At 69.2% G+C, this 14,215-nt stretch carries 10 protein-coding genes; 6 read left to right on the forward strand and 4 right to left on the reverse strand.

The window, feature by feature from the left end; all coding sequences use genetic code 11:
* Positions 1-48 precede the first annotated feature (48 nt).
* The 3 genes from OG852_RS01160 to OG852_RS01170 form a co-directional block, all read right to left on the reverse strand.
* Complete coding sequence (locus OG852_RS01160) at positions 49-1,644, reverse strand: streptophobe family protein (protein WP_208117311.1); 1,596 nt, start codon at positions 1,642-1,644, stop codon at positions 49-51.
* Between the two features lie 250 nt (positions 1,645-1,894).
* Entirely contained in the window at positions 1,895-2,635 is a 741-nt protein-coding gene (locus OG852_RS01165; RefSeq protein ID WP_133916175.1) for an SDR family NAD(P)-dependent oxidoreductase, read from the reverse strand.
* Positions 2,636-2,727: 92 nt separating this feature from the next.
* Positions 2,728-4,167 carry an aldehyde dehydrogenase family protein gene (locus OG852_RS01170; protein WP_133916174.1) on the reverse strand — a complete coding sequence of 480 codons (1,440 nt, stop codon included), beginning with the start codon at positions 4,165-4,167 and terminating at the stop codon, positions 2,728-2,730.
* A 379-nt stretch (positions 4,168-4,546) separates the two neighbouring features.
* On the opposite strand from OG852_RS01170, the gene OG852_RS01175 reads away from it, so the two are divergent.
* Positions 4,547-5,746, forward strand: a complete 1,200-nt coding sequence (locus tag OG852_RS01175) for an NAD(P)/FAD-dependent oxidoreductase (protein ID WP_208117310.1) — start codon at positions 4,547-4,549, stop codon at positions 5,744-5,746.
* Between the two features lie 53 nt (positions 5,747-5,799).
* Complete coding sequence (locus OG852_RS01180) at positions 5,800-7,017, forward strand: cytochrome P450 (protein ID WP_133916173.1); 1,218 nt, start codon at positions 5,800-5,802, stop codon at positions 7,015-7,017.
* Between the two features lie 171 nt (positions 7,018-7,188).
* Here the strand turns inward: OG852_RS01180 and OG852_RS01185 are convergent, their stop codons facing one another.
* A complete protein-coding gene (locus OG852_RS01185) occupies positions 7,189-7,818 on the reverse strand; it encodes a TetR/AcrR family transcriptional regulator (protein ID WP_208117309.1) in 630 nt (209 codons plus the stop codon).
* A gap of 119 nt (positions 7,819-7,937) precedes the next feature.
* Here OG852_RS01185 and OG852_RS01190 point away from each other — a divergent pair, with 119 nt between their 5' ends.
* From OG852_RS01190 to OG852_RS01205, 4 genes are all read left to right on the forward strand, one after another.
* Complete coding sequence (locus OG852_RS01190; RefSeq protein WP_133916172.1) at positions 7,938-9,140, forward strand: cytochrome P450; 1,203 nt, start codon at positions 7,938-7,940, stop codon at positions 9,138-9,140.
* A 31-nt stretch (positions 9,141-9,171) separates the two neighbouring features.
* Entirely contained in the window at positions 9,172-9,366 is a 195-nt protein-coding gene (locus tag OG852_RS01195; RefSeq protein ID WP_133916171.1) for a ferredoxin, read from the forward strand.
* Between the two features lie 150 nt (positions 9,367-9,516).
* Positions 9,517-10,989 (forward strand): MFS transporter, encoded by a 1,473-nt coding sequence (locus OG852_RS01200; protein WP_133916170.1) that lies wholly within the window; start codon positions 9,517-9,519, stop codon positions 10,987-10,989.
* A 1,014-nt stretch (positions 10,990-12,003) separates the two neighbouring features.
* Entirely contained in the window at positions 12,004-14,202 is a 2,199-nt protein-coding gene (locus tag OG852_RS01205; protein ID WP_133916169.1) for an ABC transporter permease, read from the forward strand.
* Positions 14,203-14,215: the final 13 nt, after the last annotated feature.

Below are 14,215 nucleotides of genomic sequence, written 5' to 3' on the forward strand. Positions count from 1 at the left end.
TCCTGGACAGGGGTGAGCCAGGAGTCCGTCGCGGGTGGGGAGGGTCGGTCAGCGGTTGCCAAGTGAGTTCTCCAAGGGGGCGGATCCACCGCCGTGTGCCGTCGCTCCCGGGGCGTCAGCGAGGGGCTCGCCGACCGGGGCGACCGGAGTGTTGCGCGGGATCGTACGGAATGGGGGTGTCTGCCCGCCGTGAAGACCGTGCAGCACACTGCCCACGAAGCCGGCCGCCGCTCCGGCGAGCAGCCCCAGCAGCGCGGCCAGCGGCACGCTGCCGCTGAGTCCGGCCTGTGTGCCGCCCATCTCGCTGCCGAACATGGTCGCCGAGATCTGGCCGGATGCCTGCGTGAGCCAGGCCGTCAGGCCCAAAACCACGCCCAGGACGACCCCGAGGCGTGCTGCCGGTGCGAGGTGCTGCCCATGGCGTGTCCGGTGGGCGCTCAGGGCGTGGGCCGGTGTCCGTGCTGTGGCCCGTGCCGCCGCGTAACCGCAGGCCAGCAGGGCGAGACCGGTCACCAGCAGAGCCAGGAGCCACAGCGGCCAGCCGCCTGCCGACAGGTCCCTGAGGTGCTCGACGCGGTCTGGACGCGCCTGCGCCTGTGCGCCGCCCAGCCTGCGCAGCAGTGAGGCGAGCGGGTTACCATCCTCGCTCTGCGCCTGGTGTGTCGAGGCCGTCCAGGAGACGCCCAGGCCCAGGGTCACGAAGACGACCACCGCGTCGGGGGCCAGCAGGAGGGCGGCGCCGGCGGCGGTCGCTCCCTTCCCGCCGACGACGATGCCGATGAACACGACGGCGATCAGCGGAACGACGGTCATCAGCAGGAGCATGCGCGCGACCGCTGAGACGCTCGGCGCCCACGCGGCACGCAGTCGGCCGGTCTGCCATGGCAGCGGCAGGTGGGCCCGCCGGGTGATCAGGCAGCCGAGGGCGATCACCACGGCCACCCACAAAAGCCCGCCCAGTACGGCCGAACCGGCCTGGACCTGATAGTTCATCACCATGTCCCGGGACATGGCGGAGCCCCCGCCCAGACGCCGGCCGAGTCCGCCGCCGAACAGCTCGCCCAGCGGGCTGTTGCCGATGCCGAGTCCTCCTGACGTGGAGTCCTCGCCGCGCATTCCGCTCATCGCGGACGCCGGCATGCGGAAGGAGCCTTCCGCGAGTCTGGCCACGGTCAGGAAGCCCAGCAGGGCCGTCACCGCAGCTCCGGCGGTCCGCGCGGCCAGCTCACCCGCGGTGAACGGCCGGCGCCGCATCCGCCACGAGAACGCCAGCCACAGCACCACGGCGCCGAGCAGGGTCACCCCGAACGGCACGGCGTCGACCGTGCCGCTCATGGTCGGGCTCAGCCCACCGCCGCCCAGCAGGCCTGACAGCCCTCCGGAGCCCTCCGCCCCGGAGGAGGCCGCCGGGCTCACCGAGCCCCCGACGGCCATGGCCGTCACCGTGAGCGCCAGGGACCACAGCGATCCGAGGGATTCCGCGTCCAGTAGCCACAGGGCCAGTGCGGAGACGGCCACCATGGCGATGAGGGCGCACAGGGCGGCCGCCACCCCCTCCAGGGCGTTCTCCAACGGGCTTTCGGGTCGGGCGGGCGCGGCCTGTGGCGACCTTCCCTGCCCGGGTTCGGCGGTGATGGCAGTCATCTCAGTGGTACTCCGCTGTGTTTCGGTGACGCACGCGGCGCGGGGCCGCGTGTCGTTGGGCTCGCCCAGCCTGTCCGCCGCGCATGCGACGTTTCGGAGAGGTTCTGGGAGTTCTCCGGGAATCCGCGGCACCAGCCCGGGGCCGGAGCGTCCGCCGCACGTGCCGAACGCTCCGACTCCCGGAAAACTCCCAGGATTTGTATTACGGCTCCCCTGCGTCACCGCGCGCACTGCCTGGTGACGGGTGCACTCAGCGGAGCAGCGAGCCCCAGCCGCCGTCGATCGGAATGGCCAGCCCCGTGAGGTAGGAGGAGCGTTCCGAGGCGAGGAAGAGAGCCAGTTCGGCAACCTCCTTGGGGGTGCCGCCGCGCTGCATCGCAGGCTTCTGAAGCTTCTCCGGTGCCGCCTGGACCGCGTTCTGGCCCATGTCGGTGAGGATGATGCCGGGGCAGAGCGAGTTGGCGCGGATTCCGTCGGTGGCGTACTCGGTCGCCGCTGCCCGGGTCAGTGCTATGACGCCCGCCTTGGCGGCCGAGTAGACACTGGCATAGGCGCCGGAGGTGGCCAGGGCCGCAAGTGAGGCCCAGTTGACGATCGCGCCGCCGCCGGTGGCGCGCATGGTACGGATTCCGTGCTTGGTGCCGAGGAACACGCCCTTGAGGTCCACCGCCATGATCCGGTCGTACATCTCCAGGGTGGAGTCGGCGAGCGGTGCTCCGTCGGCGATGCCGGCCACGTTCAGTACGGCGTCCACGCGGCCGAACTCGCGTACCGCTGTCTCGAACATCGCGACGACCTGGTCCTCCTGCGACACGTCGCAGTGGACGGGTACGACCGCCTCGCCGAGTTCGGCCGCGGTGTCCTTCTCCTTTCCGCTGATGTCGGCGGCGACGACCTTGGCACCGTGCTGGACGAACAGCTCCGCGCAGGCTTTGGCCATGCCCGCGCCGGCTCCGGTGATCACTGCGACCTTGCCGTCCATGTCACCCATGAGATTTCTCCTTCTTATGGTGGGGGCGTTGTGGTGGGGCAGACCTGCCGACGGGCTCGTCGGCAGGCGTGGTTCGGATGTGTGCCGGGGTATCAGGCCTTGATGACGGCGGCCTTCTCCCGGGTGAACTCCAGGACGGCGTCGTGGCCGTAGCCGCTGTCCTTCACGCCGCTGAACGGCAGCTCGTACCGCGTCTGGCGGTAGGCGTTGACCCACACGTTGCCCGCGTCGAGGTCGCGGACGAAGCGGTGGGCACGGGCCAGGTCACGGGTCCACACGCCGGAAGCCAGGCCGTAGCGGCTGTCGTTGGCCAGGGCCAGGGCCTCGTCGTCGGTGTCGAAGGGGATGATCACGGCGACGGGGCCGAAGATCTCCTCCTGACAGATGCTCAGCGAGTTGTCCGTGGTGGTGAAGAGGGTGGGTTCGACCCAGTAGCCCCCCGGCAGTTCGGGGACCAGTTCCGGGCCGTGCCGACCGCCGAGGACCAACTCTGCTTCCTGCGCACCGGCCTTGAGGTAGCCAACGACACGGTCGTACTGCTCCTGGGAGATGAGGGGGCCCATGGTGGTGGCGTCGTCGGCCGGATCGCCCAGGACGATCTCCTCGACGATCGCGCGGATGCGCTTCAGCATCTCGTCGAGGACCGGCCGCTGGACGAGGATCCGGGATCCCGCCACGCACACCTGTCCCGCGTTGCCGGTGAAGATGGACTCGACCGTCACGCCCTGCGCCGCCGCGTCGAGGTCGGCGTCGGCGAAGACGATGTTGGGGGACTTCCCCCCGAGTTCGAAGATGCTCGGGGTGAGGGTGTCGGCCGCCGCACGCTGGATGGCCCGGCCGGTCTGCGTCGACCCGGTCATGGTGACCTTGCGGACGTCCCGGTGCCGGACGAGGGGGTCGCCCACCTCCTCGCCGGTTCCGGAAACAATGTTCAGAACCCCGGGCGGCAGCACCTCGGCGACGAGTTCGGCGAAGCGCAGCGATGACACGCTCGCCTGCTCCGGGGGTTTGACGACCACCGTGTTGCCGGCGGCGAGCGCCATGGCGGCCTTGTTGCACAGCATCGCCAGCGGCGCGTTCCACGGAACGATCGCCGCGACGACTCCGTAGGGCTCGCGCCGGGTGAAGCCGAAGCTGGTCGGGTCGAGCACGACGCTGTGGCCGGTGACCGCCTCCAGCGTCCGGCCCGCGGCCTGGTTCCACACGAACGCCATGCCGATTCCGGCGCGTTGGATGTTCTCGCCGAGGAGACGGCCGTTGTCGCGGGTCTCCAGACGGGCCAGTTCCTCACCGTGTTCGGCGAAGGCCATCGCCACCTGCTGCAGGTAGATGCCGCGGACCGCCGCCGGCAGCGCCGACCAGCCGGGGAAGGCCTCCTTCGCGGCGGCGACCGCGGCGTCCACATCCGCCTGGTCGCCGGAGGGGATCCGCGCCCAGACCTCACCGGTCGCCGGGTTCTCCGCGTCGAGCCATCGCCCCGACTCCGGTGGTCGCAGCGTGCCGCCGATCAGGTTCCGATACGCCTCAGTCATCCTTCGCCTCTTTCCGGGAGTGAACTGGCCTCCGCCCACGAGAGGGGCGGGGCGGAACGCCATGTGGCGCAGGGGCGCACGCCATGACGTCCAGGGCCTGAAGCCGCTAAAACGATTGGAAGCTATCGTTTTTTGGAAGTAGGCGTCAACGAGTAGAAACCGCACTTCACGTGGCTCTTTTCAGTTCGTTCTTACGGATACAACCCAGGGATGACGGGTCCAATGCCACTTACTTCTCAGGTATGTTGTTTCGCAATCCTCACTAGATGAGAGTAACTATCAGTACGGAGAGCCGAGCGGTCAGCGCAACGGCTCAGCAAAGGAGACATCTGATGCAACTGACAGCCGGCATCGGTGCACCCGGCCGCGGGGCGGCCTCGTGAACCGGATCGTGGTGGTCGGCGCGTCGGCGGGCGGACTGGCCACGGCGGAGGCACTGCGCCGGGCGCGCTACGAGGGCGCGATCACGCTCGTCGGCGAAGAACCCTACGCCCCCTACGACCGCCCACCCCTGTCGAAGCAACTCCTCAAGGGCGACTGGCAGCCAGACCGTCTGGCGCTGCGCCCGGCGGCGGACATCGACGCCCTGGGCCTCGACCTGCGCCTGGGAGCGACCGCCGTCGCTCTGGACCGGAACTCCCACCAGGTGCACCTCGCCGACGGCAGCCTGCTGCCGTACGACGCACTGGTCGTCGCCACCGGTGTCCGTCCCCGTCGCCTGCCGGGCTGCGACGGCGTGTCCGGCGTGCATGTGCTGCGCACCGTCGAGGACGCGCTGGCACTCAAGGAACGGTTGCGACCGGACCGGCGCCTGGTGATCGTCGGAGGCGGGTTCATCGGGGCGGAGGTGGCGGCCACGGCCCGCGCGCTGGGCGTCACGGTGACGCTCCTGGAAGCGGGCACGGTCCCCATGGGCCAGGCCGTCGGCGATGACACCGGGCGGTTCCTGACCCGGATACACCTGGCCCACGGCGTGGACGTGCGCGCCGGTACCTCGGTCCACGGGATCCAGAGCTCCGCCGGCCGGGTCACCGGTGTCCTGCTGTCCGACGGCAGCGTCTTGCCCGCCGACGACGTCCTGGTGGCCATCGGCTCCCTGCCCAACACCGAATGGCTGGACGGCAGCGGCCTGGCCCTCCAGGACGGGCTGGTGTGCGACGAGTACTGCGCCGCCGCGCCCGACGTCCACGGAGTCGGCGACGTGGCCCGCTGGCACAACCCGCTCTTCGGCACACCGATGCGCATCGAGCACCGCACGAACGCCGCCGAGCAGGCCATGGCCGTCGCCCGCAACCTCCTCGCCCCCGACCAGCGGCGGCCGTTCGCACCGGTTCCGTACTTCTGGTCCGACCAGTACGACGTCAAGATCCACGCGTACGGCCATCTGCGCGGCCACGACGAGGCGCTCGTCCTGACCGCCGAGGACGCGCGGCGTCTCCTCGTCGTCTACCGCCGGGGCGAACTGCTGACCGGCGTGCTCGCCGCGGGGCTGCCGCCGAAGGATGTGCGCGCCTGGCGCTCGCTCGTCGCGGCCGGCACCGCCTGGACGGAAGCCGTCATCGGCTCCCCCGTCGCATAGCCACGTCCGCGACTCCCTGTACCCGACACCCCCACGCCCCCACTGGAGGACCCATGAGCACGGCCACCGATCCGACCGGCGACCTCGGTCTGCCGGCCTACCCCGCCGCGCGCTCCTCGCGCTGTCCGCTCGATCTGCCGTCCGAGTACGAGCAATGGCGCCTGGGCGACGGGCTACAGAAGGTACGGCTGTGGAACGGCGAGACCGCCTGGGTGGTCACCCGCCACGAGGACGTCAAGTTCGTCCTGTCCGACCAGCGCATCAGCGCCGACACCGTCCGCTACCCCCGGATGTACCCGGGCGCGGCACAGCAGATTCCGGCGTTTCCGCGCATGGACGACCCCGAGCACGCCCGGATCCGCCTGATGCTGACCAAGGACTTCACGGTCAAGCGGATGGAGGCGATGCGCCCCCAGGTGCGGGCGCTGGTCGACCGGTTCATCGACGAGATGACCGCCAGGGGCGACTCGGCCGATCTCGTTGAGGCCTTCGCACTTCCCATGCCGTCCCTGGTCATCTCCCTGCTGCTCGGGGTCCCCTACGAGGACCACGAGTTCTTCCAGAAGCACAGCATCACGATCAACCAGCCGGACGTCACCCCGCAGGAGAAGAGCCAGGCCAGTGCCGAGTTGTTCGGTTTCCTGATGGAACTCGTGCAGCGCAAACGGCGCGAGCCCGGTGACGACCTGATCAGCCGGCTGATCGCCGAGCGCGTGGAGACGGGAGAACTCAAGCCGGAGGAAGTGGCCATGAACGGCCTCGTCCTTCTCATCGCCGGCCATGAGACCACCGCCAACATGATCGGCCTGGGCACGCTGACCCTGCTGGAGCATCCGGAACAGGCGGCCGTGGTCCGGGAGAGCGACGACCCCAAGGTGGTCGCGAACGCCATCGAGGAACTGCTGCGTTACCTCTCCATCGCCCAGGACATGATCTGGCGCGCCGCCCACGAGGACCTCGTCATCGGCGGCCAGGAGGTCAAGGCCGGGGACATCATCGCCGTCAACCTGCCCGCCGCCAACCACGACCCCTCCTTCATGAACGACGCCGGCTCCCTCGACATCACCCGCAGCACCCGCGGCCACATCGCCTTCGGCTACGGCATCCACCAGTGCCTCGGCCAGAACCTGGCCCGGGTGGAACTGACGGAGGCGCTGCCCCGGCTGCTGCGCAGGCTGCCCGGCCTCCGCCTGGCCGTGCCCCTGGAAGAGATCCCGTTCCGGGGCACCATGGCCGCCTTCGGCGTCCACGAACTGCCGGTCACCTGGTAGGCAAGAAACCCACAGACGGGCGGCCTCCACCGCGGAGGCGCCCCTCCAGCGCCGCCACACCGCCGGACAGGTCGGGCGGCGCACCGTGGGACCGGCGGTCCAGCCACCCCCGCCGCCGGTCCCACGGCCCCTCCAGAGGACAGGCCGGCCGAACTCGGCTGCCGCCCTCTGTCAGGCGGGCCGGGAACCCCGCGTCGGCCACTGCCTGAGCGGCTCGGGCGAAGGAAGCACGGTGGGCTGCGCGGGCGCGAGGCCGTCGAGCATCAGGGTGATGTAGCGCTTCCAGCCGGCACTGCCGGGCTGCACCGTGTGCAGCACGCTGAGCAGCATCACCGTGATCCGGTGGAGGTCGTCGGGAACGAGGTCGGCGCGGACACGTCCGGCGATCTGTGCCCGTCGGGTGACCACCATCAGGGCCTCGTAGAACGGTTCGGAGAGTTCGGAGGCCAGGGAGCCCGAGTCGCGCACGGCACCGAGGAGGTCTCGTTCCTGCGCCGCGAAGGAGACCGAGGCCTCCCATAGGGTCGCGAGCGCGCGCAGGGGGTCGCTGTCAGCGAGCGCTCCGCTGATCGCGGGCGACATCTCCTCGGTGATCTTCTGTTCCAGCGCCGCCCGGACGAGTTCCTCCTTGTTCGGGAACCGCCGGTACAACGTCGCGATGCCGACACCGGCGCGACGGGCGATCTCCTCCAGCGAGGCGTCAGGGCCACTCTCGGCGTAGATCGCGCGCGCGGCCCGGAGGATCTTCTCGGAGTTGCGGGCGGCGTCGGCGCGCAGTCGACGCGGAGTTTCGGCAGTCACCGCTCCACCTTATCAACCGATAGTCACTATCCATGAGACACCTCACTGAGTTTCTCAACCGAGGATATAACCGATAGCGTCATCTCAATTAGATGCCTTGCCCTCTCAAGGAGTCGTCCATGCCGGTCACCCAGCCCGCCACATACCCGTTCACGGCCGAGAAGCTCGATCTCAGCCCTCTGTACTCCGCTCTGAGGGGGGAGCAGCCACTGAGCCGGGTGCAGCTCCCCTACGGCGAGCCCGCCTGGCTGGCCACCCGCTACGCGGACGCGCGGTTCGTCCTCGGTGACCCCCGCTTCAGCCGGAACGAAAGCCTGCGGCACGACGAACCGCGCATGCGGTCCTTCCCCACCCCGCCGGACGCACTCATGATCATGGATCCGCCGGAGCACAGCCGCCTGCGCCGGCTCGCGGCCAAGGCGTTCACCGTCAAACGGGTCGAGGAATGGCGGCCCCGGATCGAGCGGATCGCCGCCGAACTGGCCAACGGGATGCTCGCCAAGGGCAACACCGCCGATCTGGTCACCGACTTCGCCACGCCGTTGCCGGTCAACGTGATCAGCACCCTGCTCGGGGTGCCCTTCGAGGACCGCGGCGACTTCCACGTATGGACGGAGGCGTTCATCTCGACCACGAAGTACACGCCGGATGAGGCGGCGAAGCACCGGGCCGCCCTGACCGGGTACATGGCCTGCCTGATCGCCGAACACCGCGAGACTCCCCGCAACGACCTGATCGGCGACCTCGTCGCCGCACGGGACGAGGACGACCGGCTCTCCGAGGGTGAGCTGCAGACCATGCTCTCCGGGCTCCTCGTGGGCGGCTTCGAGACCACCGCCACCCAGATCACCAACTTCCTGTATGTGCTGCTCACCCACCCCGAAGAGCTCGCCGCCCTGCGTGCCGATCTCGACCTGATACCGCAGGCGGTGGAGGAACTCCTGCGCTTCGTCCCGATGACCGTCGGCACCGCCTTCGCCCGCTACGCCATGGAGGACGTCGAGGTCGGAGGGGTGACGGTTCGGGCCGGCGAGCCCGTGGTGGTCGCACTGCACTCGGCCAACCGGGACGAGTCCGTCTTCACCTGCCCCCACCAGCTCGACCTGGAGCGCCGCGAGGCCGCCCACCTCGGCTTCGGGCACGGCGCACACCACTGCCTGGGCTCCCCACTCGCCAGGGTGGAACTGCAGGTGGCCCTGTGCACCCTGCTCACCAGCTTCCCGAACTTGCGCTTCCAAGAGTCCGAGGCGGACGTCGTCTGGAAGTCCGGAGTACTCACCCGCGGTCCGGAGCGCCTGCCGGTCACCTGGGACCAGCCCTGAAATCCCCCACCTACAACCAGGAAAGAGGACCATGCACATCGAATTCGACGAGCCCAAGTGCGTCGCCGCGGGACAGTGCGTCGTGGCCGCGCCCGAGGTCTTCGACCAGCGTGACGAGGACGGCATCGCCATCGTGCTGACGGAGACCCCCACCGCCGAACTGCACGATGGCGTGCGGGAGGCCGCGGCACTCTGTCCGGCAGCCGCCATCCGGCTGAAGGAGTAGCCACACACTCCCCGACACCGCGATCGGGCCTCCGCCCGGCCCTGGCGGCGCTCCCCGACTTTCCCCGGGGAGCGCCGCCTCGCCCATAAGCCGCGTCACTTCCGCGAGTTCGCACGTCCCTGCCCGTCGCCCCGTCCGAGAGGCCCATCCATGTCCCCAGCATCAACCCAGCCGGCCACGACGGTGTCCGCCCCTTCACGCGCGAACGCCGTCGTGGCCGCACTCGCCTTCGGCGGGATCGTGGTCTCGCTGATGCAGTCCCTCGTCATCCCCCTCATCCCCGAGCTTCCGGAACTCCTCGGCGCCTCCCCGGCGGACACGGCCTGGGCCATCACCGCCACACTGCTCGCCGGCGCCGTCGCCACCCCCGTCATGGGGCGACTCGGTGACATGTACGGCAAGCGGCGCATGCTGCTGGTCAGCCTCGCCCTCCTCGTGGCCGGCTCGGTGGTCTGCGGCCTCAGCGACTCCCTCACCCCGATGATCATCGGCCGGGTGCTGCAGGGGCTGTCCGCCGGCGCCATCTCACTCGGCATCAGCATCATGCGTGACGAACTGCCCGCCGAGCGGCTGCCCGGCGCGACCGCCCTGATGAGCGCGTCCCTCGGCATCGGCGGTGCGCTGGGGCTGCCCGCGGCTGCCCTGATCGCCGATCACTTCGACTGGCACGTGCTCTTCTGGGCCTCCGCGGTCCTCGGCGTCCTAGCCGTCGTCCTTGTCGTGACGATCGTCCCCGAATCCGAGGTGCGCGCAGGCGGCCGCTTCGACCTAGTGGGAGCGGTCGGCCTCTCGGCCGCACTGGTCTGTCTGCTGCTGGCCGTGTCCAAGGGAGCCGACTGGGGCTGGGGCAGCACGACCACCCTCGGCCTGTTCGCCGCCGCAGCAATCGTGCTGCTCCTGTGGGGACGCTTCGAACTGCGCACCAGTGCGCCGCTGGTCGACCTGCGCACCACCGCCCGTCGCCAGGTGCTGTTCACCAACCTCGCGTCCGTCGCCATCGGCTTCTCGATGTTCGCGCTGTCCCTGGTCATGCCGCAGCTGCTGCAACTGCCCGAGCAGACCGGCTACGGCATGGGCCAGGACCTGCTGACCGTCGGTCTGGCCATGGCCCCGATGGGCCTGGTGATGATGGCCGCGGCCCCGCTCTCCGCCCGCATCACCAAGGCACGCGGCCCCAAGGTCACCCTGATGACCGGCGCGCTGATCGTCGCCGCCGGTTACGGGACCGGCACCGTGCTGATGGCCGAGATCTGGCAGCTGGTCGTGGTCGGCTGCATCGTCGGCGCGGGCATGGGGCTGGCGTACGGTGCCATGCCCGCGCTCATCATGGGCGCCGTACCCGTGTCCGAGACCGCCGCCGCCAACAGCCTCAACACCCTCATGCGCTCCCTCGGCACCTCCTTCTCCAGCGCCGTCATCGCCGTGGTCCTGGCACAGATGACCACAGACTTCGCAGGCCACGCCCTGCCGTCGGAGAACGGCTTCAAAACCGTCCTGGCCATCGGCGCCGGCGCCGCCGCGCTGTGCTGTGCGCTCGCCGCCTTCCTGCCCCGCCAGCAGACCGACGTCGTCCCGACGCACGAACCGGCCAAGCCGTCGGAGTCGGCGAAGACCATCTCCTAGCACACGGCATCGCCACGCCTCTCGTCCGGCTTGTCCGCGCGGTCCGCCACCATGTGGAACACACTCCTGGGCGAGGGGTAGACCTGCAGGCGCTGAGCGGCCCACAACGTATTCGGCGTCCGCAAGGCCGAAAGTAAACCGTGCCGCGACGTACCGTGCGGGCCAGACCCCCGAATCCTCCGGATGAGGACCGGCTAGTACTCCAGTAGCAATCGCCACCTCCCAACTCACTTCCGGGGTACAGGAGGCGCCCGGGAAACCACTCCTAGAATGGGGTGGACCCTGAAATGACTCTCACTCCCGTGGCTCGATGCACGCTATTTACAGACAAGGACCCTTCCATGAATTCCGTTCGAAGCGCTAAATCTCCCTTCTTCACGCGGCTCGCCACAGGACTCGCCATGGTCTCCGCTAGCTGCGCAGTCATCATCACCGCCCCGACGGCAGACAAAAGTACGCAAGCCGACGCACCATGGGACTGCAACCGCGACGGGACGGTTTGCAGCCCCTTCTGATCCACGAATTTAAACCGCTCATCACTTTCTTCGGGTGGACGCATCTCGTTCACCATTCCAATCAGTTGCCCGTCTGCTGTGCATTCAGGTTCCCAGCCGAGAATGCACCTCAACAGCCAAAGACGGACTCTGACATATTTTATGTCCTTCAATTCTGGTAGCTCCAGACAAAAGCAGGAACGCATGCGCATCGCGAACGACTAGGTCGCCGTCATCACCGGAGGGGCGGTCTGCCACAGCATCGACTACCCATTCGGCCGATGCCATGCAGCGGCTTCGGGCCGACCGCGCCCTGCCCGAGGACGCCTGCCACCACCTGTCAGCAGATCCTCACCGCCGGCCGTCGAGGGCCCGCGACGCGCGCCCGCGACCTCCGCGAAGCCCTCGACCTGCCGGGCGGGGCCCCACTCAAGGCCAGCTGGTCCTTCCCCGACCTCAACCACAAACCGGACAAGAGCTCACGTTCCGCACTCTGAGTCCCGCCCATCAGGAGCACGTCATGGAAACACCGACCCCCGTCGCCGAGGCGAGCGGCCACGAAGCGGGTTCGCCCGAGGCGGACCGGAAGCGAGAGATGATCAAACGCGCCTTTCTCTTCCTGATTCCCTTCCTCATGGTCACGATGATGTACGCGACCTACATGGGCACCATGCACTCACCGAAGACCCAGGACATGCCGGTCGCCGTGGTCGGCTCGGGGGCCGTGGCCGAGTCCGTCGTCAACGAACTGAAGTCGGTTCAGGACGGCGCCGCCGATCCCCGGCTGGTCACCGACCGTGGGAAGGCGCTCGACCTGCTCAAGGACCGTGACGTCGCCGGTGTACTGCTGATTCCCACGGGCGGCGCCACGGAGGCGACCGTCTACACCGCCCAGGGAGCCGGTGCCTCGCAGGCGGGAATGGTCAAACAGATCCTGGCCCCGGTCGCGGCGGGCCACGACTGGACGACCAAGAACCAGGACATCGCGCCGCTGCCCTCCGGCGACAGCGCGGGCATCGCCGTACTGCTCGCCGCGATCGGCATGATCATGGTCGGGTACGTCCCGCTGAGCGGGATGCTCACGGCGGTACCCCACCTGCTCGTCCTGCGCAGGTTCCTGCCACTGCTGGCCGGCTGGGCGGTGGTGACCAGCACCGTGACATGGCTGATTTTGGGGCCGATCGTGGGGGCGGTCGATGGTCACTACCTGGCGTTCGTCGGGATCGGCCTGCTGGCGACGGGAGCCGTGGGTATCGGTCAGCTGCTGTTCGCCAGGTTCCTGGGCGGGCTGGCGGTGCTGCCCGGCATGCTGCTGTGGGTCGTCTTCGGCGTGCCCTCCTCGAACCTCGCCACGCCGATCCACGCGATGCCGAGCTTCTTCGGCTTCCTGCACAACGTGTTGCCGTTGCCGGCCGCGGGTGAGGCACTTCGGTCGGTCCTCTACTTCGACGGCCGGGGAGTGGGTGATCACCTGCTGACACTCGCCGTCTGGATGGTCGCCGCTCTCGCGCTCGCCGTCCTGCTGGAGCGCCGCAAGGGTGCCGTCCTCGCGGACACCCCGGAGTCTGGCAACCCCGACGCCCCGCGGCCCGCGATGTCCGGTGGCCCGGTGCGCTCCAAGCGGCTGAGGTACTTCGCCGTGGCCGCCTTCCCGCTGGCCATCCTCACCGTCGTCGTCGGCATGATGAGCGCCTCGCTGCACCAGCCGGAGATCCGGGACATCCCCGTCGTGGTCGTCGGCGCTTCACAGGAACAGGCCGAGCAGGCGACCAAGGGGCTGCAGAACGGCTTGGGCGACCTGGTCTCCCTGACCACCAGCACCTCCGTCGACAAGGCCACCGACCAGATCCGCGAGCGCGACTTCGTCGGCGTGTACGTGCTGCCCACCACCAAGGGCGGCGAGGCGACCCTCTACACCTCCTCAGCGGCGGGAGCTGGCCAGCACAACGCATTGCGAGGGATGTTCCAGCAGATCGCACAGAGCCAGAAGATGCCGCTGAAAATGACCGACATCAAGCCGCTGAACGCTTCCGACTCCAACGGCAGCAACAGCATGTACGTGGCCATGTCGTGGATCATGTCCGGTTTCGTGCTCATGGCGGCACTGCGCGGCGGCGCACCGGAGATCAAGCGGCTGCGTCAGCTCCTGCCGATGATGGCGGGCTGGGCGGTGGGCATGGCCGTGTGGCTGTGGGTGCTGTTCGACGTCCTGATCGGCGCGATCAACGGCCATGGCTGGGCGATGGTCGGCTTCGGAGCACTGACGATCTTCAGTATCTCGCTGTTCACCGCGGTGTTCACCCGCACCCTCGGCATCGCCGGCGTCATTCCCGTGCTGGTGATCGCCCTGATGATCGGGATCCCGGCCTCCGGCGGAGCCATCTCCCTGTACATGGTCCCCGAGGTCTTCCGCGACCTGAACGACGTCCTGCCCCTGCCCGCCGCGGTCGACGTGGTCCGCGCCGCGGTCTACTTCGACGGCGCCGGCATCGGCGGCCACCTGGCGACGATCGTCGGCTGGGGCGCTGTGTGCCTGTTGCTCAACGTGGGGATCGACCGGTGGCTCACCCGCCGTGACCTCAGGGCCGACAGGGAGGCGGAAGGCGGCTCCGGCACTCCCCTTGCCGACCAGGGAACCGCCCTGGCCCTGACCGGAGGCGGCGACACCGCCGAACCCTCCCGCCGCGGACGGAGGCGGACCGCGCGGACACGTTCCTGACAGGGCCCACGGT

This window comes from Streptomyces sp. NBC_00582 (assembly GCF_036345155.1).
Classification (GTDB): domain Bacteria; phylum Actinomycetota; class Actinomycetes; order Streptomycetales; family Streptomycetaceae; genus Streptomyces.

What these genes read in the sequence shown, in the direction of transcription:
- OG852_RS01160 (WP_208117311.1), bottom strand. Translation starts at nt 1,644, where the DNA reads ATGACTGCCATCACCGCCGAACCCGGGCAGGGAAGGTCGCCACAGGCC.
- OG852_RS01165 (WP_133916175.1), bottom strand. Translation starts at nt 2,635, where the DNA reads ATGGGTGACATGGACGGCAAGGTCGCAGTGATCACCGGAGCCGGCGCG.
- OG852_RS01170 (WP_133916174.1), bottom strand. Translation starts at nt 4,167, where the DNA reads ATGACTGAGGCGTATCGGAACCTGATCGGCGGCACGCTGCGACCACCG.
- OG852_RS01180 (WP_133916173.1), top strand. Translation starts at nt 5,800, where the DNA reads ATGAGCACGGCCACCGATCCGACCGGCGACCTCGGTCTGCCGGCCTAC.
- OG852_RS01190 (WP_133916172.1), top strand. Translation starts at nt 7,938, where the DNA reads ATGCCGGTCACCCAGCCCGCCACATACCCGTTCACGGCCGAGAAGCTC.
- OG852_RS01195 (WP_133916171.1), top strand. Translation starts at nt 9,172, where the DNA reads ATGCACATCGAATTCGACGAGCCCAAGTGCGTCGCCGCGGGACAGTGC.
- OG852_RS01200 (WP_133916170.1), top strand. Translation starts at nt 9,517, where the DNA reads ATGTCCCCAGCATCAACCCAGCCGGCCACGACGGTGTCCGCCCCTTCA.
- OG852_RS01205 (WP_133916169.1), top strand. Translation starts at nt 12,004, where the DNA reads ATGGAAACACCGACCCCCGTCGCCGAGGCGAGCGGCCACGAAGCGGGT.